Source organism: Kangiella taiwanensis, assembly GCF_020005165.1.
Taxonomy (GTDB): domain Bacteria; phylum Pseudomonadota; class Gammaproteobacteria; order Enterobacterales; family Kangiellaceae; genus Kangiella; species Kangiella taiwanensis.
Window position 1 is genome coordinate 120319 of the sequence record NZ_JAHCLT010000001.1, and the last position, 22307, is coordinate 142625.

At 44.7% G+C, this 22307-nt stretch carries 20 protein-coding genes; 6 read left to right on the forward strand and 14 right to left on the reverse strand.

All coding sequences use genetic code 11. From position 1 onward, the window contains the following. The 4 genes from coxB to KFK88_RS00615 all read right to left on the reverse strand — a co-directional run bounded on the left by coxB (position 1) and on the right by KFK88_RS00615 (position 4946). Entirely contained in the window at positions 1 to 1170 is a 1170-nt protein-coding gene (gene coxB / locus KFK88_RS00600; protein ID WP_223576717.1) for a cytochrome c oxidase subunit II, read from the reverse strand. Between the two features lie 208 nt (positions 1171 to 1378). Beyond that, the gene (locus tag KFK88_RS00605) at positions 1379 to 2458 is read right to left on the reverse strand and encodes a hypothetical protein (RefSeq protein ID WP_223576718.1); all 1080 of its coding nucleotides are present in this window, start codon (positions 2456 to 2458) and stop codon (positions 1379 to 1381) included. Then, positions 2455 to 3171 carry a sigma-70 family RNA polymerase sigma factor gene (locus KFK88_RS00610; protein ID WP_223576719.1) on the reverse strand — a complete coding sequence of 239 codons (717 nt, stop codon included), beginning with the start codon at positions 3169 to 3171 and terminating at the stop codon, positions 2455 to 2457. Before KFK88_RS00610 ends, KFK88_RS00605 begins: the two co-directional genes overlap by 4 nt. 14 nt (positions 3172 to 3185) lie before the next feature. Then, the gene (locus tag KFK88_RS00615; protein ID WP_223576720.1) at positions 3186 to 4946 is read right to left on the reverse strand and encodes a vWA domain-containing protein; all 1761 of its coding nucleotides are present in this window, start codon (positions 4944 to 4946) and stop codon (positions 3186 to 3188) included. Between the two features lie 105 nt (positions 4947 to 5051). Here KFK88_RS00615 and KFK88_RS00620 point away from each other — a divergent pair, with 105 nt between their 5' ends. Together KFK88_RS00620 and KFK88_RS00625 are read left to right on the forward strand one after the other, a co-directional pair. Further along, positions 5052 to 5531 carry a YiiD C-terminal domain-containing protein gene (locus tag KFK88_RS00620; protein ID WP_223576721.1) on the forward strand — a complete coding sequence of 160 codons (480 nt, stop codon included), beginning with the start codon at positions 5052 to 5054 and terminating at the stop codon, positions 5529 to 5531. A gap of 139 nt (positions 5532 to 5670) precedes the next feature. Continuing rightward, positions 5671 to 7038 carry a substrate-binding domain-containing protein gene (locus KFK88_RS00625; RefSeq protein ID WP_223576722.1) on the forward strand — a complete coding sequence of 456 codons (1368 nt, stop codon included), beginning with the start codon at positions 5671 to 5673 and terminating at the stop codon, positions 7036 to 7038. A gap of 12 nt (positions 7039 to 7050) precedes the next feature. Here KFK88_RS00625 and KFK88_RS00630 read toward each other — a convergent pair whose 3' ends face one another. The 6 genes from KFK88_RS00630 to KFK88_RS00655 form a co-directional block, all read right to left on the reverse strand. Further along, positions 7051 to 7833, reverse strand: a complete 783-nt coding sequence (locus tag KFK88_RS00630; RefSeq protein ID WP_223576723.1) for a hypothetical protein — start codon at positions 7831 to 7833, stop codon at positions 7051 to 7053. Between the two features lie 107 nt (positions 7834 to 7940). Continuing rightward, positions 7941 to 8573: a carbonate dehydratase gene (can, locus tag KFK88_RS00635; protein ID WP_223576724.1), complete on the reverse strand. Its 633-nt coding sequence runs from the start codon at positions 8571 to 8573 to the stop codon at positions 7941 to 7943. Between the two features lie 80 nt (positions 8574 to 8653). Then, positions 8654 to 9427 carry a hypothetical protein gene (locus KFK88_RS00640; RefSeq protein ID WP_223576725.1) on the reverse strand — a complete coding sequence of 258 codons (774 nt, stop codon included), beginning with the start codon at positions 9425 to 9427 and terminating at the stop codon, positions 8654 to 8656. A 511-nt stretch (positions 9428 to 9938) separates the two neighbouring features. Then, complete coding sequence (gene groL, locus KFK88_RS00645; RefSeq protein ID WP_223577651.1) at positions 9939 to 11576, reverse strand: chaperonin GroEL; 1638 nt, start codon at positions 11574 to 11576, stop codon at positions 9939 to 9941. Between the two features lie 33 nt (positions 11577 to 11609). Further along, complete coding sequence (groES, locus tag KFK88_RS00650) at positions 11610 to 11900, reverse strand: co-chaperone GroES (RefSeq protein ID WP_068993694.1); 291 nt, start codon at positions 11898 to 11900, stop codon at positions 11610 to 11612. Between the two features lie 114 nt (positions 11901 to 12014). Further along, the gene (locus KFK88_RS00655) at positions 12015 to 12515 is read right to left on the reverse strand and encodes an FxsA family protein (RefSeq protein ID WP_223576726.1); all 501 of its coding nucleotides are present in this window, start codon (positions 12513 to 12515) and stop codon (positions 12015 to 12017) included. Between the two features lie 111 nt (positions 12516 to 12626). Here KFK88_RS00655 and cutA point away from each other — a divergent pair, with 111 nt between their 5' ends. Together cutA and KFK88_RS00665 are read left to right on the forward strand one after the other, a co-directional pair. After that, positions 12627 to 12968 (forward strand): divalent-cation tolerance protein CutA, encoded by a 342-nt coding sequence (gene cutA, locus KFK88_RS00660; protein ID WP_223576727.1) that lies wholly within the window; start codon positions 12627 to 12629, stop codon positions 12966 to 12968. Between the two features lie 100 nt (positions 12969 to 13068). Continuing rightward, positions 13069 to 14913 (forward strand): protein-disulfide reductase DsbD, encoded by a 1845-nt coding sequence (locus KFK88_RS00665; RefSeq protein WP_223576728.1) that lies wholly within the window; start codon positions 13069 to 13071, stop codon positions 14911 to 14913. A gap of 83 nt (positions 14914 to 14996) precedes the next feature. On the opposite strand, the gene KFK88_RS00670 is transcribed toward KFK88_RS00665, so the two are convergent. From KFK88_RS00670 to KFK88_RS00685, 4 genes are all read right to left on the reverse strand, one after another. Further along, positions 14997 to 15980, reverse strand: coding sequence for a DMT family transporter (locus tag KFK88_RS00670; RefSeq protein WP_223576729.1), 984 nt, complete (start codon positions 15978 to 15980; stop codon positions 14997 to 14999). 98 nt (positions 15981 to 16078) lie between these two features. Then, positions 16079 to 18625 (reverse strand): CHASE2 and HATPase_c domain-containing protein, encoded by a 2547-nt coding sequence (locus KFK88_RS11980; RefSeq protein WP_223576730.1) that lies wholly within the window; start codon positions 18623 to 18625, stop codon positions 16079 to 16081. A gap of 8 nt (positions 18626 to 18633) precedes the next feature. Beyond that, positions 18634 to 20277 carry a FecR domain-containing protein gene (locus tag KFK88_RS00680; RefSeq protein ID WP_223576731.1) on the reverse strand — a complete coding sequence of 548 codons (1644 nt, stop codon included), beginning with the start codon at positions 20275 to 20277 and terminating at the stop codon, positions 18634 to 18636. A 64-nt stretch (positions 20278 to 20341) separates the two neighbouring features. Then, complete coding sequence (locus KFK88_RS00685) at positions 20342 to 21055, reverse strand: response regulator transcription factor (protein WP_223576732.1); 714 nt, start codon at positions 21053 to 21055, stop codon at positions 20342 to 20344. 333 nt (positions 21056 to 21388) lie between these two features. Between KFK88_RS00685 and aroQ the strand changes: the two genes are divergently transcribed. Both aroQ and accB read left to right on the forward strand, forming a co-directional pair. Then, positions 21389 to 21835: a type II 3-dehydroquinate dehydratase gene (aroQ, locus tag KFK88_RS00690; RefSeq protein WP_223576733.1), complete on the forward strand. Its 447-nt coding sequence runs from the start codon at positions 21389 to 21391 to the stop codon at positions 21833 to 21835. A gap of 9 nt (positions 21836 to 21844) precedes the next feature. Further along, a complete protein-coding gene (gene accB / locus KFK88_RS00695) occupies positions 21845 to 22303 on the forward strand; it encodes an acetyl-CoA carboxylase biotin carboxyl carrier protein (protein ID WP_223576734.1) in 459 nt (152 codons plus the stop codon). The last annotated feature ends 4 nt before the right edge of the window (positions 22304 to 22307 follow it).

A 22307-nucleotide genomic window follows, 5' to 3' on the forward strand; every position in this document is an offset into this window, starting at 1 on the left:
TTACTCCCCTCCACCATTTTGAATGTCGTGAATTTCTTGAGGCTGAACTTTATCACCAGTATCGTTACCCCAAGCATTACGCTCATAAGTGATAATGGCAGCAATCTCAGCTTCTGTTAGCTGGTTGCCAAACGCCTGCATCGCTGTACCAGAAACACCGTTCAATACAACGTCAATATGCTGCTCGATAGTACCTTCGCCAGTCACCATTTCAGTACCCACTAGTGATGGGAATGGACCATTACCTTCACCGTTAGGCATGTGACATGAAGAGCAGTACTTGTTATAAGCCACTTCACCTTCAGCCATTAATTGGCTCATAGTGCGCTCATTCAAATCAGGGCCAGCTTCCGCTTCAGCAACTTTTTCAGCATACCAAGCTTCATATTCTTCTTTAGGAAGCACTTTCACTACGATAGGCATGAAGCCGTGGTCTTTACCACAAAGCTCTGCACACACACCGCGGTAGATGCCTGGCTCGTCGACTTTTGTCCAAACTTCGTTGATGAAGCCTGGGATCGCGTCTTTCTTAACAGAGAAATCAGGTACCCAGAACGAGTGGATAACGTCGTCAGCTGTTACTAAGAAGCGAACTTTAGTATCCACAGGAATAACCAATGGGTTGTCGACTTCTAATAAGTAGTTTTCATCAGTGATTTCAACACCAGAGAAACCAGAACCCGCGTTGTTTGATAAATCACGCGACGCTTGGTCTAGGTTTGAGAAGAAACTAACGTCATTGCCTAAATTGTCATCGCCATCAATGTACTTGTATTCCCACTTCCATTGATAACCTTTAACCATAACAGACAGCTCTGAATTACTGGCGTCTTCCATTTTAATCAACAAGCTGACCGCTGGAATAGATAGCGCGATAAGGATGATGAAAGGAATAACCGTCCAGATGATCTCAACAGTGGTACTGTGAGAAAACTTAGCTGGGTTAGGGTTTTTGCTTTTACGATGCGCGAACATCGAATAGAACATAGCGCCGAACGTGATAACACCGATCACCACACAGACCCAAATAACGATCATGTGTAGATCGTAGACTTCTCTACTGATCTCGGTCACACCTTCACGCATGTTGTACTCTTGACCACTACAACCACTCAGAACAGCTACTGAGATAGCGGCAATAATCAGAGCCATTTTGCGGAACAATGACATGCTCTTCTCTCCACTACAGTTTAACCGCGAATGCGGAACTTATTATCAAACAAAACGTCCCAAACACTGAAAAGCCCCGTCTCACTGGCATGAAACAGCTTCCAATAGCTTGGGTCAAAATTTTAGGGTCGCCATTTTACTCGACTGAGGTAAGAAAAACTAGGTGATCTGTAATAATTCCTAACACTTAAATCAGGAAGAAATGCTTTTATAGGCTCTCCAAGCGTTGGTACAAGGACTTTTCAACATTATAATCCGGGTAAACCTGCTTAAATTTCACCCACTGCTCTTTAGCTTCTCTAGCTTTATCGTCCCCCAGCAAGGTGTTGATTTGCTGTAGCCACTCCTCAGCTGGCAAATAGGGCGGCTCAATTATCGACTCTTGACCTTTATCAGTTGAGGTATTTCCACTGTCATTATTGATCGCGTCTTCAGCTACCTCGCTGGCCCTATTCTCAGACTGCTCTGTACGCTCAATGTCGGACGCTTTAACTCGAGAGCCAACAACCACAATTGTTTCAGGCTCGTTAGAGGCGACCTCTCCGACCCCTGTTACTGTAGGAGTTTCTCGCTCTCCCACGTTCGATATGCTTACAAAAGCTTCACCACTATTGCGCTGATCTTCTTGAATAGTGTCTTGGACGACTTGATTGTCAGCGATATTGAGCGACTCACTAGCCGTTCTATTACTCAAATATAGCTCTGCTTCTCGCTCTGCAATCGTTTTTTGCTCTTCGATTTGACGTCGGCGAGCCGCATCAAGAGCCTCTTTTTTTATTTTTGCTTGAGAGGCTACGTCACGTTCCCTTGCCGCTGCCTCGGCATCAGATTGTTGTCTAGCAGAAAGACGTTCTTCAGCCATCGCTGTTGGAGCAGGCTTTGATGCTGGTACAGAGGAAGCAACAGGCTCAAGCTCAGATGATTCGTCGCTGAGAACAACCATGCTGTCGGCCGAAACCTTTTTAAAATCAGAAGGTTGTGCTAAGTTCTCACCTTCTGATATTGAGTTAGGGCTGTAGTAACCCAATTCCACCATAAAACGTGCGATACCGACCGTTACGACTAAGGCAGCGGTTAATGAAACCGGCATCTTTAAACGATCCCACCAACTTTTTTTCGCTTTTCCTGAATCACGAGCTTCGACCTCTTGTTGTGCCATTGCCATAATCGAGGCATCAAGCTGCGGCGAAGTCGTCTCTTCACTAACGTCGTCAAAGGCTTTGTTGAGCTTTTTCTCTAACTCTCGCTCAGCCGCTTTATTTTGCTCGTTGTTCATGTCATTGCTCATGATGCGACCTCGCTTTCTTGCTCAAGATCACGTAAAAAATGTCTTAACTTGTCCATTCCATAGCGGAGTCGGCTTTTAACCGCTTCAGGCTTTTCCTCAACAATCTCTGCGATATCATTCACCGTCATGCCAGTCTCAAACTTCATCACTACCACTTCACGCTGCAAAGCAGGCAACCGCTCGATAGCTTCTCTAAACCGCTGTTTCGACCGCTCATGCTCCAATTGTTGTGGTGGTTCAGCACTAGGCTCAACACTCGTATTGTCTTCCCAGCGTTCTTGTGACTGCGTAAATTCCTGCTGCCGGCCTTGGCTTCGGTAATGATCAATCAAGCGGTTTCGGGCGATGTGGTAGAGGTAAGTCGTAAACTTAGCAGAACTCTTATAGCTTTTGCTGTGTTTAATCAGTCGCTGCCATGTGTCTTGGAATAGTTCTTCACACTCACTTGGGTTACTCATTTGCCGCAAGAAAAAACGCAGTAACGGATCTTTGTGGCGCTTATACAAAGTCTCAAAAGCCTGCATATTGCCTGAAGCGAAGCCAGCCATTAAAGCTTCATCACTAATGGCTGGTTCTTCAACTCGACTTTCTGACTCGCTATAATTCGCGCTTTCTTTCAACACCGCAGCCTTTGCAACATTATAATAGGTTAACTCAACCTCTTTATAGTGACCGCTAGCTACCGTTTGTGCAAGCGCCTTGGTTAACGCCATCCGATAATTACCCTCTAGCGACTGCCTGTTGCAGACTGCTCATCCAAGACCTGCGCCATACCGACAAGCTGAATAAGCTCTCCGCGATAACCATTGGCATCATCCCCCTTCGATTGTTGTGCTAAACGTTTTGCATCGTCCCAGCTCCAATCGCTAAGGAACTTACCTCCGCGTAGTAACTCAGCAAAACTCGCCACACTAGCTGCAAACCGGATGTTGTCGCCGCCTTTTGCTGCGTTAACCTGAGCCGCCGTTAGATAATCCCTATACAGAGTACTTTTATCCTGATCAGGCAGTTTATAGCGCAAGCTGATCATAGCAGCCTCTTCCAAATTCTTAGCCATAGCTTTTCCGTCTTGAGGGTGATTATCTGAATACCGTAACGGCTCCATACGCTTGCCATCGGAATCTTGCAGCACGATTTCGTACAAAGCAGTTACGGTATGTCCAGCTCCAATCTCACCAGCATCAACCTTATCGTTATTAAAATCTTCGCGCTCTAGCATGCGGTTTTGATAACCTAATAGTCGGTATTCTGCAACCACCGCAGGATTAAACTCGACTTGAATCTTGACGTCCTTAGCAATCGTCATCAAAGTCCCCGCTCGCTGATCGACCAATAACTTTTTGGCTTCCAGTAAATTATCAATGTAACCGTAATTACCGTTGCCTTTGTCGGCCAACTGTTCCATTAAGTGCTCATTGTAGTTTCCTGTACCAAAGCCCAGGGCACTAAAACTAATCCCCGTTTTACGTTTGCGCTCAACCATGTCGATTAGGTGGTCACGGCTCACGGTACCAACGTTAAAGTCGCCGTCGGTCGCCAAAATTACTCGATTAATCCCACCTTTTATAAAAGCTTGCTCCGCCATCTTGTAGGCCAATTCAATCCCTGCACCGCCATTCGTCGAGCCACCCGCAGTCAGACTATCCAGCGCCTGTTCAATCTTCACACGGTTGTTGGCAGCGGTGGGCTCTAGCACCACACCCGATGCCCCGGCATAGACCACTAAAGATATTTTGTCTTCAGCGCGGCTTCCCTTGGCCAACATTTTCAAGGCTTTCTTGACCAAACCTAATTTATCGTCACTTTGCATCGATCCGGACACATCCACCAAAAACACCAAATTTGACGGAGGCAAATCCACAGGCTTTTCTTCATAACCCTTGATCCCGATTTGCACCAAATGTGCACTATCATTCCAAGGAGCCTTCATAGCTTCAGTAGATACCGAAAATGGCATCTCCTCACTGTCTGGATTTGGATAATCGTAATTGAAGTAATTCACAAACTCTTCTAGCCGTACGGCATCACTCGGCGGCAAATAACCATCATTCAACATGCGACGCACGTTCGAGTAAGAACCGGTATCGACATCAATACTAAAGGTGGACACTGGCTGCTCTAGCGTTGAGTGAACGTCTGACGGTTCAATTTCTTGATACTGCTCCCTATTGACGTCGGAATAACTCGCGGGGTTGCGAGGCGCCGGCATCATGACCTTCTGTGGCGCTAAATTAGCGTCAGCTCTACTCACACGAGAACCTGTGACCACTATCATTTCAGCCTCATGAGCTGCCCGCATTTCTTTACGCTCCTTACGCATAACGTTTTGCTGTTGCCGCTCGGCCTGGGCTTGCTTGGCCGCAACGGCATCACTCAACTCGTGGTCTCTTTCTTGATCATGAGCACTCTGACAAGCACCTAATCCCATGATGACTAAGCCTGCGACCAAGCTATATTTAAATTGTTGTACTACCTTTTTCTGTTTCATGACGAGCTCCTTACGTGGGTATTTTTGAGTCAGTTACATCAATCAATACCCCTATAAACGTGGTCGTACCTAAAAAGGGTTAACTTTTTTATAAAAGTTGCTACAGTGAGTTCAATTAACGAAAAGCCACTCTCTTTCATGAACCACAAACAGCTAGAAAACCTTGTCCATCAAGAGATTCCAATCACCAAAGCATTGGACATCCGCATCGCAGAGCTCAGTGCCACCAGCATAAAAGTCATGGCGCCTTTTGAAGCCAACAAAAATATCCACAACACTGCTTTTGCTGGCAGCATTTACACAGTGGCAACAATTGCCGGCTGGTCACTGGTGAGTCACATTGCTCATCATCATGATCTCCAGGGATCCGTGGTTTTAGCCAAAGCTGATATCCAGTACAAGAAACCTATCAATGGCGATATTGTGGCCCACTGCTCTGTTGATGATCCGGCACAGTTAGATACGTTCATCCAATCCTTTGAGCGCAAGAACCGAGCGCGGTTAAACCTTACCATCAACGTGGTCGAGTCGGGTGACATAAAAGCGTTACTCAATGCTAACTTTGCGCTGGTAGGGAAAAGCTAAACCACTGCATTATCAGTGTTAATGCAGACTCTATTAAGGCGCGCGGTGTCATAAAACTGTCACACTCGACTGAGTGACACTGACTATAATTGTCCCCAGAATTATTACCGTTCCCGAATACCTTGCTGGGGTTATCACAATGTTTCATCGACTATACAGCCGTGCGATTGCGGCCTTTTGTTTATGCTTATCACTACCTTCTTTTGCCGACACTATAGAAATCAGTCAGCAGCAAGCTGACACTCTAGACAAAACTGAGATCCTATTTACTATGAAGGGGTCTAACACCATTGGTGAAAAACTCGCTCCTGCATTAGCCGCCAAGTATCTCATAGAGCAAGGCGCGACTAGCACCGAGGTTATACAAACTCACATGGTCGAAAAAGTGGTAGTAGGTACCATGTCCGATGGAAGCCTTAAGGGAGTCGATATTAAAGCACATGGGTCCTCAACGGGATTTAAAGCGTTATCTGACAACGCTACAGATATCGCCATGTCATCGCGTCGTGTTAAAGATAAAGAGCGTCAAAGTTTAATCAGCCGTTATGGTGATTTAATGGCTTTAGATAATGAGTACACCATTGCTGTAGATGGTTTGGCCGTTATCATTCACCCTGAACTCAACATAAAACAACTCGACACCAAGCAGTTGTCGATGATTTTTTCAGGTGACATTACTAACTGGCGCGAGCTTGGCGGTGACAACCAACCTATCAGTATTTTTGCGCGCGATGATAACTCAGGTACTTATGACACTTTCAAATCGCTGGTATTAAAGCGCCATAACGTCAAGCTATCAGAGTTTGCCAAACGTTATGAGTCCTCAGGCGAACTGTCTGAGCAAGTCAGCTCAACCTACGGTGCCATAGGTTTTGTCGCTCTACCTTACGTGAACAAAGCAAAGGCCATCGCGGTATCAGAAGCTGGAGTCGCTTTATCTTTTAAACCCAACAAATTCACTGTGAGTACAGAAGACTATGTCCTAAGTCGTCGCCTGTATCTTTATTACCCTAGTAATAATAGCAACCCACATGCTCGTGACTTCATGGAGTTTGTTTTGAAAAACAAAGCGCAAGCAGTCGTTGAAGAAAATAACTTAATTTCACTCATGGTGAATGACGCCACAGTACGCTTTAACCGAAACTACCCTCCTCGTTATTTAAACATGATCCGTGAGTCAAAACGTTTGTCCATTACGTTCCACTTTGATCAAAATCTTGAGCTCGATAATAAGGGTAAGCGTGACATCGAGCGTTTAGCAGAATACGTCAAAAATCGTCGCCTAAAAGACTTATTTGTATTCGGCTTTAGTGCTGAAAGCGGTGATACTAAAAAAGACAAGGCACTGTCCGAGGAGTTAGCCAACCAAATCAATGAAAAACTTAAAGCGGAAGGCATTACGCCTTTCTACACACAGGGATACGGTAGCCGTGGCGCCATTGCGTCCAATAAAACAGCAAATGGTAAAGCCAAGAACCAGCGCGTTGAAATCTGGGTCGGCCGATAATACTGCCTGAGCCTAATGGCCCAGTAAATACTTCCTCAGTTGTGTACAGGACTGTACAAATAAACGATGGAAGTCTATTGGGCCAATTTTTTCTGACATTTGCTGCCTAGAAATTAAATAATCCTCTGCATTGTCGCCAAGTTGCGCTAACACAGTTGAAAGGTAGGCGCTGTCAGAATGGAACCCTTCCACCTCTTGTAATAGCCTTAACCCATCTAGCAGCAAACCACAGGCTTCTTGTCGGAATTGATGATGGCAGCTTAAGGCGTTACAACCTATGATCGCTCTTACCGCACTTCGTAACTTTGCACACGGCCTGTCTTTCCATGATTGATATAACGATTTAATCACGTCCATGTCTAGCTCGAGATTCACTTTATGATACTCGGTCCCACCCAATATGGGCGGCAGTGAAGCCCCCTTCGAATTCTCATACCAGTCAAACTCTGGAATCGTTTCACCCTGATCGGCGTACTCGCCAGCTTGCTTCTGTTGCACATCAAATAACAGCGTATCGGCCAGTTCGGAGGGTAGACAAGGGTCTAATAATTGATGATAGCTGGGAAATGAATAAAACTTGAAAGTGTCACTAGCCTCTACAGAGGAGCATAGTATCGATATTTTGAGGCCTATCTCAATGCAATTTTCAGACTCTAGGCAAGCTAATGAAACTAAGCCTTCAGTTATCACCAATGAAGCACCATCAACATGAACACTGCTATTAGGATATACACCCATCGGTGACATCAACCGATATCGCCACTCTGTGGCTTGTTTTTCCGGTAAACTAGCCAAAACTTCCCCCATATTTACTATTAAGCTTTGTTCTACCTGCTTTAAATCTATCGCTCCCTCTTTTTTACCCTTCCTACAAAAAAGGCCAGCAATTGCTGGCCTTTTCGTTAACTTTGATACTGGTAAACGCTGTGGTTATTGGAAGCGTTGTCAGTCGACACCTCGAGGTCTTTTATATGACCATCTTTTAATCGATAGCACCACCCATGCACGCTAAGCGACTGGCCGTTCTTCCAAGCATTTTGAACGATAGTCGAGTTACAAACATTCTTAACCTGCTCCATCACATTCAACTCACACATCAAGTCCGAGCATTCTTGCTCATCCGTAATTGGTGTAAACTTGGTCTCGTTTTTAATGTAAACGTCTTTAATCTTGGTCAGCCAGTTATCAATCAAACCAAACTGCTGGTTGCTGATCGCGGCATTAACACCGCCACAACCGTAATGACCACACACAATCACATGCTCTACTTTCAATACTTCAACTGCATACTGTAAAACTGACATGCAGCTTAAGTCACTAGTTGATACTTGGTTAGCGATGTTTCTGTGAACAAATATTTCACCTGGCATCAAACCTGTCACTTGAGTCGAAGGTACGCGGCTATCGGAACAACCAATCCACAAGTACTTCGGCGCCTGTCCCTCCGACAAGTCATCAAAAAAACCCGGTTGTTGCTCAGCTGTCTCTGCCGCCCATTGACGATTTTGTTCAAGTAGTTTTTTAATGTCGCTCATGTTTCTTTTTAAATGCTGATTAAAACTTCCCTATATCATAACACGGAATTTATTCAGTTCTCAGCATTATCAGATTAGGATTATTGCTTTCTAGTCATCAGCCGGATATTTATGTAGTTCTTCTTATCATCAGTGTAAGTGCCAGAGCTACTGGTTCGACCGAAATCCCACCAGCCATCTTTAACCATTTCATTACACAAATCATGCCACTTTTTTGTATGCTCAACCGGCATCTTAGACATCATCTCACACATGGTTGTCTTACAAGTAACCCTAAAATCTAAAAGGTAATTTGAGTGCGGGTGATTCATCACAAAACTTTTAATTTGTTGCTCCATCGCTAACCCCCAGTTTAAATCCTGCTCCTCATCAACCAAATCTCGGTGCAACTCGGGTAAGTCTTTACGTCTCTCTGGTGGATCGAGTAGCTTATGGTAGTCTTCAGGAATATCATCAAAATACTTATTACCTTTTGAAGCCTCACCAGTACCAAGCTCGACATCTTCACCTGCCAATTGCTTCAGTTTCGATTGAGCCGACTTTTTACTCTGCCTTTCCATGATGAGCTGTGTCTCTTTCTCCCTTAATGCTGCTTGCAAACTTTGAACCTGAGCTTTGAGTGCTTCTTTCGAATCTAATTCGACAGACTCAGAACGCTCAGCACCAAGTTGCTGGATATTTCCCTTTGTCGAGTCCAGAGCTGACGATGTACTATCACTACCCCGTTCTTCCTGCTGAGTAGACTGCTTGTTACCAGATGCACTCGTTGTGTTTAAGGTAGCAGGTTTAAGGAAAAACCAGGTACCGACGGCCCCAAGTGCAATTCCAATAACAATTTTTATCACGCTATTCATCCTTTATCCTTATGTAGATATATCTTTTCCTTTACTCTAAACAGGCAGGACTTAATAATCCAACCCATTTACTCAAAGCTGACACTACCCAAGGTTAACTGACCTATTGCATTGTGGCCTTAGCTTCACACTTTGCAACATGTCATAGGTAGTACTGAACCAACGTTCACCAATAAAAAAGCCCCGCAATCGCGAGGCTTTTTATAACTATTTAACGCAGTTAGTCTGCTTCAGTTCGAGGCAAAATAACCGATTAAATTTTAACTCAATATTTTTGTTCGCTGGCTAGACATGGAGTTTGCGAGTAGCGGAGCTTACTATTAATCAGCACTCTATTATAGTGCCCCCAAAAAAAAGGCCCTGCAATGCAGAGCCTTTAAAGGAAGATTTAACGCAGATGTTTTGGTTTTGTAACGCGACGCAGGTCGTAATGAGGCGCGGAGTTGGCTCTAGCCAATGAGCACCGCAATTAGACCTGCAACAAAGTTACAAATCAAAACAGCCAGTTAAATTACATCATACCTGGCATGCCACCCATACCGCCCATATCTGGAGCAGCAGGTTCATCTTTCTTCGGTAGGTCGGTTACCATGGCTTCAGTAGTAATCATCAACGCTGCGATAGATGCTGCATTTTGTAACGCGCTACGCGTGACTTTTGCTGGGTCTAGGATACCCATTTCCATCACATCACCGAACTCGCCAGTTGCTGCGTTATAACCGAAGTTACCTTCGCCTTCTTTAACTTTAGCAACAATAACCGCAGGCTCTGCACCAGCGTTTGAAACGATTTGACGTAATGGAGACTCCATCGCACGTAGAGCAATTTTAATACCCACGTTTTGCTCTTCGTTGTCGCCACGAAGTTCACCCAGTTTAGACAGTACACGTACTAACGCTGTACCACCACCCGCTACAACGCCTTCTTCAACGGCTGCACGAGTCGCGTGTAGAGCATCGTCAACACGGTCTTTCTTCTCTTTCATTTCAACTTCTGTTGCTGCGCCAACTTTGATGACCGCAACACCACCAGCTAGTTTAGCTACACGCTCTTGAAGCTTTTCTTTGTCGTAGTCTGACGAAGTTTCTTCGATTTGCGCGCGGATTTGCTTAACGCGGCCTTCGATTTGACCTTTGTCACCAGCGCCGTCAATCACGGTTGTGTTGTCTTTGCTGATTTGAACACGCTTCGCTTCACCTAGCTGTGCTAGCTCTGTGTTTTCTAGGCTCATGCCTAAATCTTCAGAAATCACTGTGGCGCCAGTTAGGATAGCGATGTCTTCTAGCATGGCTTTACGACGGTCACCAAAGCCTGGAGCTTTCACTGCTGCAACTTTTACAATACCACGCATGTTGTTCACAACGAGTGTCGCTAGCGCTTCGCCTTCAACGTCTTCTGCTACGATTAATAGCGGACGGCTTGATTTAGCCACTGCTTCTAGCGTTGGAAGCAATTCGCGAATGTTTGAGATTTTCTTGTCAACCAATAGCAAGTATGGGTTTTCAAGATCAGCAACCATGCTTTCTGTGTCAGTTACGAAGTATGGCGATAGGTAACCACGGTCAAACTGCATACCTTCCACAACTTCTAGTTCGTTGTGTAGACCTGAACCTTCTTCAACAGTGATAACACCTTCTTTGCCAACTTTTTCCATTGCTTCTGCAATGATTTTACCAACGTTCTCGTCAGAGTTAGCTGAGATGGTACCGACTTGCGAGATCGCTTTTTGGTCTTCACATGGAACAGCAATGGTCTTTAATTCTTCAACTGCAGCTGCAACCGCTTTATCGATACCACGCTTTAGGTCCATTGGGTTCATACCCGCAGCCACTGACTTCAAACCTTCGTTGACGATAGATTGAGCCAATACAGTTGCAGTCGTTGTACCGTCACCAGCGATATCGTTGGTTTGCGATGCAACTTCTTTAACCATCTGTGCGCCCATGTTCTCGAACTTATCTTCTAGTTCGATTTCTTTCGCCACAGAAACACCATCTTTTGTGATGGTTGGCGCGCCAAATGATTTATCCAATACTACGTTACGACCTTTTGGGCCTAGAGTAACGCGTACTGCGTTTGCTAGCGTGTTAACACCACGCAACATACCTTTACGGGCTTCATCACCAAAACGTACGTCTTTTGCCATGATTAAATTCCTCTAAATTCGTTGAATGTATTCTTATTAGCCTTCAATGACAGCCATAATGTCGTCTTCGCGTAATACAAGAAGCTCCTCGCCATCGGCTTTAACTTCTGTACCAGCGAATTTACCGAACAAGACTTTATCGCCAACTTTTACGTCTAGGGCACGAACATCACCAGAATCTAACGGCTTGCCGTTACCGACAGCGATGATTTCGCCACGGCTTGGCTTTTCTTTAGCGTTGTCTGGAATGACGATACCGCCAGCAGTTGTAGTTTCTTCTTCTAAACGACGCACAATGACGCGGTCATGTAATGGACGTAAGCTCATGTTTTTTCTCCTAATAGAAAGTGTTTTACTTACTACGAAAAATCGTTTGGGAAAGATATGGGGTCAATTTTTTAGCACTCAAGGGGATCGAGTGCTAATTTTTGAAATTTTTTTCTACTTTTCGAGGCGATCTTTAGGCTTATTGTCCGTACGCTCATACTCGCCATCAACGGTATTGTCATCTTGAGGGGAGTGCGACTGGTCAAAAGGGGCACCTCCGCCCTGGTGAAAACCTCCAGCACTCATACTTTGCACTTTGAACATGCCTTTACTAATCAATAGCTTAGCGAAATACTCACGCGTTTGTGGGAGCAGCCATAAAAAACCGATGGTATCGGTGACAAAGCCTGGCGTAATCAGAAATGCACCAGCGATAATCAGTAGCACGCCTTCCACCATCTCCTGAGCAGGAGCTTGCCCTTGTCGCATCTTCTCCTGAAGACGCGCAAAGACACTAAACCCCTGCTGCTTGAGCATGGCCACGCCAATCACCCCGGTCAATAGGATCAGGACAATCGTCGGCAAAGTGCCAATCAGCCCACCGACTGTGATCAGCACATAAATTTCTGCCACCGCTAAAGCAATAAATAAAAAGAAAAAAGACCGAAAAACCATAATGTCTGTTACTGCTCCTTGGCAGCTATGAGTGCTAAGTGTATGCAATACGTTATACCGTTATAATGGGGACACTCAACTCAATCACAAGTTCAAAGCAGGTTCTAGCTCATGGCGTTTTCAAAGTCCAAAGATGGCGAACGAAACTTTCAGGTTGCACTGTGTACCGTACCCGATACTGACACTGCAGAAATATTAGCTGAAAAAATGGTGAAACAAAATTTAGCTGCGTGCGTCAATATCATTCCTACAATAACCAGTGTATACCAGTGGCAAGGAGATATTGAGAAAGATTCTGAAGCTCTGATGGTGATAAAAACCGCCGAAGAATTGATGGCGGATTTAGAGGAGTTACTTAATGAGCACCATCCTTACGAGGTGTTTGAGTTGATCAGCTGTAACATTGAGCAAGCAGCAACAGCTTACCTGCAATGGCTTGATGACACGGTTTAAGCTTCAACCCTATTTGTAAATGCCTTGTAAATCCTCAGTTTTTCCCGAACAAACTGGTATTATAGCGGTGGATTTTTAACCAATGACAAAGATGCGACTTATGAATAACCTGCTAAAGCTATTCGCGGCTTTTCTGCTGACGCTAACAACTCTTAGCGCGCATGCAACAAATACTATTGATCTCAGCGACATTATGGGAGAGCAAGAGGCTCTTCTTAAGGTCGATGAGGCTTTCCAATTAAGCGTTGATATCGTTGATGACAAAGCTTTAGTCAAGTTCGAGATTGCGGACGGCTACTATATGTACTCCGAACGTCTCAAACTGTCGAGTCCGGATGCCACTTTAGGTGAAGCCAACATTCCAGAGGGTAAAGAAAAAGATGACCCTTACCTTGGCCTGACACAGGTCCATTACAATTTTCTTGAAGCCTCAATACCTATCAAACAGTCAAACGGTGACTTCACATTAGTTGTTGATTATCAAGGGTGTGCCGAAGATAGGTTGTGTTACCCGCCAACAACAACCGAGGTAGCGTTAAATCATACGACTGGGGCATCGATGCCTTCACAAGGCGCTGAAGACACGCCACCACCGGCTTCAACAAGTCAAGCCTCATCAGGCTACGTCAGTGAACAACAAAAACTGTCTGAACAGCTTAAGAACTCAGGTCTGATTGCTAACTTCTTTTCCTTCTTACTTTTAGGCATTGGCCTAGCGTTTACTCCTTGCGTATTCCCTATGATGCCGATTATCTCAGGGATTATTGCTGGCCAAGGAAAGGACATCACCACGCGAAAAGCTTTTGGCCTGTCACTGACTTACACACAAGCTATGGCGATTGTTTACACCATCCTTGGTATCGTAGTGGCGTTAGCTGGCCAGTCCATTTCCGGCTACTTCCAAAACCCAGCGGTCGTGATTACTGCAGCAGTCATCTTTGTTTTGTTATCACTATCCATGTTCGGATTTTATGAGTTGCAATTGCCATCCAGCTTGCAAGCAAAACTCAGCCAGCGAAGCAATGAGCAGAAAAAAGGCAGCTACCTTGGAACGGCCGTGATGGGGGCCATTTCAGCCTTAATCGTTTCGCCTTGCGTGACCGTGCCACTAATCGCCATCTTGCTTGTGATAGCACAATCCGGCGATATTCTTCTTGGCGCTGTCTCGCTCTACGGTCTGGGTGTTGGCATGGGGATCCCGCTTATTATTATCGGCGTCACAGGCGGTAAGTTCCTGCCTAAAGCTGGCCCATGGATGGATGGTATCAAGGCAGCCTTTGGTGTCGCCATGCTCGGTGTTGCCCTTTACCTAGTAAAACATCTACTTCCAAGCTATTTATACATGTATGGCTGGGGTCTCTTAGCCGTTATTCCAGGCTACTATTTGTTTAATAATAAACTGCCACGAGAAGGCTGGAGCACACTATTCAAAGGACTTGGGTTGGTTGCCATGCTGTATGGTGCTTTATTATTTATTGGTGGCGCACAAGGACAGAAAAACTTGTTACAACCGTTGGGAAAAGTGATTCAAACATCAGAAGCACCAACGTCAAATGCTGCAAAACAATCTGGCCACCTTAGTTTCAAACAGATTAAAACGCTGGATGAGCTGCAGTCTGAAGTTGAAAAAGCTAACGCTCAGGGCAAGACCGTAATGCTCGACTTTTTCGCCAAGTGGTGCGCAGCTTGCTATGAATTTGAGGAGAAAGTCTTTACCGATACCAAGGTTATCGATGCGCTCAGTAACACTGTCTTACTGCAAGCCGACGTCACGGAGAATAACGCCAATGATATTGAGTTAATGCAAGCTTACGACGTTTTAGGACTGCCGAGCATTATGTTCTTTGATGCCGATGGCAATGAGTTGCCAAGCTTTAGAGCAACGGGATTTGAAGATGCCCGACAGTTTGAGCAGCGAATTAAAGCGGCTTTTAATCTTCAATAATCTCATAGACCATTAAACTCAAAAAAAGCCCTAACTACCTTTTTCAGAATAGTCAGGGCTTTTTATTAAATCAAAGACTCGCACTAGACATCCGCTTGCTTAAAGCGTAACCGGCGCATTTTTTCCTTGGCGCGCTCTCGCATCGATTTACGCACTACATAATGTTCAACGAATACTGTACTTCTTGGTTTGGTTTGTGACCAAATCACACCAAACAACACCAATCCAGCAGCCATATACTGCACGCCGTTTAGCTGCTCATCTAAAACCAACCAGCCAAAGAACAGGGTTCCGATCGGTAATAAATTCATCATGCTACCGACTTTACTTGCAGGCATGGTCTTAAAGGCGAAGTTATAGCAAGTGAATGCAAAAATATTCACGCCAAATGCCAAGAATAATATCGCCATAACCCCTTCAGCTGACACATCCGTCGGGATCACAGTATCTTGCACTAACAAAAACGGTAAAAAGAATAGAGTACCCATGATCATTTGCAACAAAGTCAAAAACACAGGCGAATAGCGTTGCGATAATTTGCGAGCCAACAAACAATAGGCAGCTGCAGCTGTAATGGCGCCAAACTCCAATGCATTACCCAGCATCGGATTACTCGCATGCTCAGAGCTCTCGCCGCTCAAGGTTAACCACACCACGCCGGCAACCGCCATTAAACAACCCACTATCAATCGACTGTTCAACTCTTCCTTTAAAAAGTAATACGCCGCCACGGCGACCATAATTGGCTGTAGGGATGTGATCATTCCTGCTTCTGAAGCTGTGGTATAAGTCAGCGCATAACTTTCGAAAATAAAATAAAGACAAGGCTCACAAAGCGCAAGCAACAGCAGCAACCACCAGTCACCTTTTTGGTACTTTTGCTTTTTTGCCATAGGAGGTAAGAAGAAAATCAGCACAGCCGCCGCCAAAATCATGCGTAAAAATACGGTCAGAATTGGCCCAAATTCCGCAATGGCATACTTCATAGCGACGAAGGAAGCCGCCCACAAGACAATAGCACTAATCAAGCCAATCATGGCCAAATGCTTCTGAACGTTTTTATACATGGCTTGCCTCCCGTGAGGTCAATATCTATATTCGAGAGTTTATTCTAGTGAGCTATTACTGATAAAAAAAACGATCTTTTTTCATTGGCATGATTACTTTAACTAATCCCTGTCATTTCATCATCAACCACAACCGAGTGCGGAAAGGTTAGGATAAAACAGGAACCGTGGCCTACTTTACTTTGCACTGAAACCTCTCCGCCAAAACGCTCCATGGCTGCTTTGACAAAACGTAGCCCCAGTCCAATCCCTTTAATTTTAGCGATTTCATGACGTCGAATTCTTGAGAATGGTTTGAATATCGTTTCCATCTGCTCTTCGTCAATACCTTCTCCCTGATCGCATACTTTGAGTCTTACACCGCTCTCGTCTTCCTCTAGCGACAGTTCAACCGTACTCTCATCAGGAGAGTATTTAATTGCATTGGTTAATAAATTTAATATCACTCGTTCAAGAAGATCTTCGTTTGCTTCGAGCCAGGTATCCTCATAATCTGAAAACGCGAACTTCAATCGTATTGCCTTTTCCATGGCAATGGGTCGTGCAACGGCTAGGGCATTGTCAATGCTGTTTAATAATTCCACAGGGTAAAGCGGCATTTCAATACCGCTTTCAGCTCGGGAAAGCATTAAGAAGTGCTCAGCAAGAGATAGACTCGACTGCGTCAAGCGTTCTACCTCTGCATTGAGTTCCTCAATAGTTAAGCGACTCGTTTTACTTCTATATTGTCCTAACAAAGCCAATACTGATGTCATCGGTGACCGTAAATCATGAGAAATGAAGTCAATCATTTCCAATTGTCGCTGTTGCTCGCGCTTTACTGACGTAATATCTGCTAGATTGATGATGATGAAGTCTTGGCCCTCGATATTATCCAAAAGTGAGAAACCAACTTTATAATAATTTTTAAAACGATTAATAGCTTGAACTTCGCGACCAATGCCAGTCAGCATGACCTGCTTGATTTCATCCGCCCATTCAGTACTGGATTGCAAACTCAGCTGGTCTAAAACACGAAATACATCATCACCATCTTTGACATCTAAATATTTTTTGGCTTCTAAGTTCGCGTAAAACACCCTGCCTGCCATATCTAACAACACAATACCGTCTGACATACGATCCATGGTCTTTTCAACGAACCGCCTTAGAAAGTTGACCTTGGCTATGGCTTTTTTTACTTGCGCGACCTTATCTTCAATCACACTACCTTGTATATCTTCAGTCTCCTCCGTCAGAGTCGACTGCTCGTATAATTTATAAAACAGTCGTTTTTCTTCTTCAGTATGAGAGTCTAACTCCACTAACCAAGGTTTATTATTGACCTCAACGGGTATGCTGCGCTCGAAGTCGACAATATCTCTTTCGTTGTTCGACCAGCCACGGATAAGTTTTAAACGCTTCCAAAATTGGAAATGTTGCTCGAAAGTCGACTTAACGTCAGGCTCGAAACTGTTACTCACCTCCAATTGCAAACGCTTCACTGTACGTCGGAAGAACGCCATATTAGTTACTACCGCACGCCACACCCACAAGAAATAACCTGCAACCATCACTATTCCAGGCGTCACCATCGGTAACCAGCGACCTGCCCCATGTAACATCACCCAACTCACAAAGATTAGGGTAAATGCCAACAAAAATACGAGGTAAACATTGTGGCGAGGCATTGAGCGTGGGATCAGCATGAATAAGAAGAAAACCAGAATTCCAGAAATAATGCTTGCCAGCAACGTATCTATAGGGCGAATTAACTCACCTTGGCTCAAACCTTCGTACAAAGTAGCGTTAATCTCCACGCCTGACATTATTTGCCCATCACGATTAACTGGCACAGGCAAAAAGTCAGCATTTCGAGCCGCAGTCGCTGTTACACCAACAAAGATGACACGACCATTCAGCAAACTCGGCTCAATCTTACCTTCGGCCAAATCGGTAAAGCTTATCTTTGAAAAGTAATCTTTGTTTTTCTTATAAGGAATTAATGCGTAATGTGTTTTCTCAATTTTCGTGAGGTTAAATGAGGGAGCTCTTTCTTTTGGATCATCAAAGGGCAATTCAAACGTCTCTTCTCCATTCGCCACATCCAGGACTTCTGCCGCAAACGTCCGCCAATAAGGCTCGCCCAGACCCGACTTTAAATATACTCCACGCGCAATATTGTCACTATCCAACTCAAAATGCACCATGCCCAGCTCTTTACTCGCTTGGTAGAGCTGTGGGTATGGCTGTAGCTCAATCAATTGACCATCTTGTTTCAGTTCATCAATCACCACAGGAAATACGACACGACCATTTTCAGCTACGGCTTTCGTTAATACCGCATCACCTTCATCTTTTTCTTTATTGAATAGAACATCGTAGCCAATCGCCCTAACATCGGCTTTGGTCAACTGCTGGATTGCCTTTGCATGAATGTCTCTAGGCCATGGCAAAGGCCCGTACTCTTGTAGGCTCTTCTCATCCATGGCGACGATAACCACGTCGTCTGAATAGTTGGTTGATTGAAGTCGCAGCATCCGATCGTATGCTAACAACTCCACTGGCTGGAACACCTTAAAGTAGGATAAAAAGAAAGCGGTGACTGCAAGTAAGGTGGCAAAAAGAATACCACCTTTAGTAAAAAAACGTCGTTTTTCTAACACAAAAAGCCCTAGAGCATTAAGATGAATAAAAGAATCGAACCAATACTAAATGCAGTTTTGCCATCGCTTGGTTCAACTACCTCAACTGTCGAAACGTCAGAATAACGATTCTGATTATAAGGGCCTTTGGCCGCGACCCGAATAAACAACTCTTGTTCGGGCAGCTCACTGACCGTTACACGGGTGTCTGCGGTAAGCCCCTCATCTATCACATTTTCAAAGCGATCGTCAGTACCGATTTGCCAGTGATATTCTGTAGCTAGCTCGACAGCACTCCAGTGAAAGCTCAAAGCCTCATCAGAAGATATTTCGCTTGCTATCGGCTTAATCGTCGGCACGACAGGTAGTCTCACATCAAACCTCACCAAGTCTGAATCTTGGCCATAACCGTTCTCATTACCCGCAGCAACTTTCCAGTAATAAGTGCCAGCAGGCAATCCTTGAGGTTGTTGATAAGCAGTTGTTTGCAGCTCAAGCTCTTCAACCACTCGACGGAACTGCTTATCTTTAGCTAGACGCCAACGGTACTGTGAAGCACCGGCTTTACTCGTCCAGCGGTAATGCACCGGCTCTCCCGCGAGTAACTTTTCATGCTCAAATTGCACAGCAGGGCTTGATGGTACAGGCGAAATGACAAAACGGTGAGAACTATTTAGTCCCTGCAAACCTTCTTGGTCGACGCCTCTCACCCTAACACTGTATTCACCTAAAGCAACCTCTGGAAGCTGTGTTTGATTCAGATTAACAAAATCTTTATGCACTAGTTTGGTCATCGCCACATCTCCAAACAGCTCTATATAATAACCCTGCGCTCCATCTATCGGTTGCCACGTTAAGGTCACTGGGTGTCCTGGGTATTTGCTTTGAGCATTAACAAAAACGGGCTCTGGTAACAAAGCTTTCGGTTTCGACATCGGCAGATTGGTTGCCGTCTTAAGGCCGAAACCTTGTTTTACAGAGGCTTGGTTTTCATGAAGCTGAACAGAGACAGTGCCTTCATCAACTTCATTAAATACAATCCCAGAATCAGACTCATCAACTCGAACACGGAACTCTGTACCCCGGACAGTTGCAACAGCAGACGGTGTTTGAACTTCAAAGTTCGCGCCAGGACCAATCAGTGGCCTTACCCGGCCCTCAGCAGAACCTTTCATTAATCTCATGCGGCTATCGACCATGCCGGTCTCGCCCCACTTTGTTTGCACATCGAATACCAGCTCTGAGTTTTCACCCAATAGCAACTCTGAGCCATCGGCAAACAACAATGCCACACTGGAATCTTTATCGGTTAGCAAAATATCATCAAGGACTAATTGGTGCTCAAGCTTCAATTGCTCTTTAATCCCGCGTCGAACATAGTGCGCTGTGCCATTAATAGCGGTTACTTCAACCTCTGTTGGGGCGAACTTTAGGTATTCCATTGGAAACTTCAAAGTCACGCCGGGTGGGATTTGACGATCAAGCTGCACATCATTGTATTTTTGAATTTCTTGGAATTTCAAAGGCTCTTTAAGGTATTTGTGTGACAAGCCCCAAATGGTGTCCCCTTTTCGAACCGTGTAGAGCCAATCCTCAGCCATAGACTGTGGCACGACCATGATTAACGCGGCAAATATTGCCCAAACTAGCGACCATGAACCCAATGGCTTCATCCAAAAATCCTCAATAGAGTTTGAAAACGATAGAGGTACTCAGGTACTTCTTTTTATACAACTTTTAAATCACTGCGCCCGAATCGATTAACTCTTCCAGACGGTAGCCATGCTGATATACGGTCTTGATACGATAACCACTTTCAGCTCGGATATTTAATTTGCGTCGTAGTGAACTGACGTGGGCATCAACAGTACGAGTGCTAATTTCAGACTCAATTCCCCAAATATGCTTCAGCAAATATTTTCTTGAGAACAAGCGACCGACGTTTTTAAACAAAATCAACGCCAACTCATACTCTTTAGTGGTTAATGTTGCGGCCTCACCATCCACCAATATGCGGCGATGCTGTTGATCAACTGTAAAAGGCCCAACTTCAACTTGATCACTATCATCCAATAACCCCGCGCGACGAACCAGAGCATTTAATCGAGCAAGAAGCTCTGAGCGCCTGAAAGGCTTCACCATGTAATCATCCGCTCCCTTTTCTAAGGCGGCCACAATATCTTGCTCAGCATCCCGGTTAGTAACAAAAAGAACAGGACCTCGCCAATCCATAAAAGAACGAACACGCTCAAGCGCTTCGATACCTGACATATCAGGCAGTTCCCAATCTAAAATTAACAGATCAAATTCATCTGTTTTCAAAATCTCTAAAAACGTTTCTGCGTTTTGACAGTGAGTACATTCATAACCAGAGTCTTGCAAAATTGCGAGTAAAGCGTCTGCTTGGGTTTGATCATCTTCAAGATAAAGCAGCTTTAAATCTTGGGACATGGTGTCTCCTTTCCAAAAAATTCTTATTATTCGAACAAAGGTGAGCCGTTAGCTCCTATCTAAATAGCCCAAATATAGTACCTTTTCTAAAGCTATCAGATTTTAAACAAATGTAAAATGCCATATTGTACTTTTAAGGTTTCAGTCAATAAATATCAGATCAAGTCCGACCAGGCTTGCAAAAAGTAGTTATTTGTTGGTAACTTACTGTAAAATGCGCGAACATTAAAAAATGACCTCAACGGGTTGATTTTTTAACATCAGCGAAGCGAAATTTACTCTATAGAGCATTTTGCTAAACTTTATTAGATTTTAACAACATTTAAAGACAAGATGGCAAAGATACTGCTTTTACATGGTCCCAACCTTAACCTTCTCGGTCAGCGAGAAACCGACATCTATGGCGATCTGAGTTTAGATGCCATCAATAAATCGGCTCAAAAACAGGTTACAGATGCCAAGATCGAGTTTGCGACACATCAAAGCAACTCAGAATCGGCATTAGTTGAGATCATTCAACAAGCAAAAGCCGATAAAGTGTCGCTAATTGTTATTAATCCCGCGGCCTACACTCACACCAGCGTTGCGATTCGTGATGCGCTGTTGGCCGTAGACATTCCTTTCATCGAAGTACATCTTTCCAATCCACACCGCCGAGAACCATTTCGTCACCACTCGTATTTTAGCGACGTGGCTGAAGCCGTGGTCGCTGGGTTTGGTGCGGATAGTTACCGATATGCTCTCGATGCTGCTATCAATATCATCACCAAAAAATCATAGGTAGAGATTATGGATTTACGCAAAATTAAAAAACTTATTGAGTTGGTTGAAGAGTCAGGCGTTGCTGAGCTTGAAATTCAAGAAGGCGAAGAGTCGGTACGTATCTCGCGCTCATCAAGCACCCCTGCACCAGCTCCAGTTCAATATGCAGCTGCACCACAGCCAGCGGCACCAGCACCAGCTCCTGCAGCGGCTCCAGCGGCAGACGCAGCACCTGCGAAAGAAGAAGTAAGCGGTCACCAAGTTCGCTCACCGATGGTCGGTACTTTCTATGCAGCTCCATCACCTGGCGCAAAGAACTTCGTTGAAGTAGGTCAGAAAGTGAATGCTGGCGACGTTCTATGTATCGTCGAAGCGATGAAGATGATGAACCAAATCGAAGCGGATGTTTCAGGTACGGTTAAAGCCGTTCTATTGTCAAATGGCGAGCCTGTTGAATACGACGAGCCAATGTTCATCATTGAGTAAATTC

What these genes read in the sequence shown, in the direction of transcription:
- accB (WP_223576734.1), top strand. Translation starts at nt 21,845, where the DNA reads ATGGATTTACGCAAAATTAAAAAACTTATTGAGTTGGTTGAAGAGTCA.
- KFK88_RS00680 (WP_223576731.1), bottom strand. Translation starts at nt 20,277, where the DNA reads ATGAAGCCATTGGGTTCATGGTCGCTAGTTTGGGCAATATTTGCCGCG.
- KFK88_RS00625 (WP_223576722.1), top strand. Translation starts at nt 5,671, where the DNA reads ATGTTTCATCGACTATACAGCCGTGCGATTGCGGCCTTTTGTTTATGC.
- KFK88_RS00665 (WP_223576728.1), top strand. Translation starts at nt 13,069, where the DNA reads ATGAATAACCTGCTAAAGCTATTCGCGGCTTTTCTGCTGACGCTAACA.
- KFK88_RS00640 (WP_223576725.1), bottom strand. Translation starts at nt 9,427, where the DNA reads ATGAATAGCGTGATAAAAATTGTTATTGGAATTGCACTTGGGGCCGTC.
- KFK88_RS00655 (WP_223576726.1), bottom strand. Translation starts at nt 12,515, where the DNA reads ATGGTTTTTCGGTCTTTTTTCTTTTTATTTATTGCTTTAGCGGTGGCA.
- coxB (WP_223576717.1), bottom strand. Translation starts at nt 1,170, where the DNA reads ATGTCATTGTTCCGCAAAATGGCTCTGATTATTGCCGCTATCTCAGTA.
- KFK88_RS00685 (WP_223576732.1), bottom strand. Translation starts at nt 21,055, where the DNA reads ATGTCCCAAGATTTAAAGCTGCTTTATCTTGAAGATGATCAAACCCAA.
- KFK88_RS00605 (WP_223576718.1), bottom strand. Translation starts at nt 2,458, where the DNA reads ATGAGCAATGACATGAACAACGAGCAAAATAAAGCGGCTGAGCGAGAG.
- KFK88_RS00610 (WP_223576719.1), bottom strand. Translation starts at nt 3,171, where the DNA reads ATGGCGTTAACCAAGGCGCTTGCACAAACGGTAGCTAGCGGTCACTAT.
- groES (WP_068993694.1), bottom strand. Translation starts at nt 11,900, where the DNA reads ATGAGCTTACGTCCATTACATGACCGCGTCATTGTGCGTCGTTTAGAA.
- aroQ (WP_223576733.1), top strand. Translation starts at nt 21,389, where the DNA reads ATGGCAAAGATACTGCTTTTACATGGTCCCAACCTTAACCTTCTCGGT.
- cutA (WP_223576727.1), top strand. Translation starts at nt 12,627, where the DNA reads ATGGCGTTTTCAAAGTCCAAAGATGGCGAACGAAACTTTCAGGTTGCA.
- KFK88_RS00615 (WP_223576720.1), bottom strand. Translation starts at nt 4,946, where the DNA reads ATGAAACAGAAAAAGGTAGTACAACAATTTAAATATAGCTTGGTCGCA.
- can (WP_223576724.1), bottom strand. Translation starts at nt 8,573, where the DNA reads ATGAGCGACATTAAAAAACTACTTGAACAAAATCGTCAATGGGCGGCA.
- KFK88_RS00670 (WP_223576729.1), bottom strand. Translation starts at nt 15,980, where the DNA reads ATGTATAAAAACGTTCAGAAGCATTTGGCCATGATTGGCTTGATTAGT.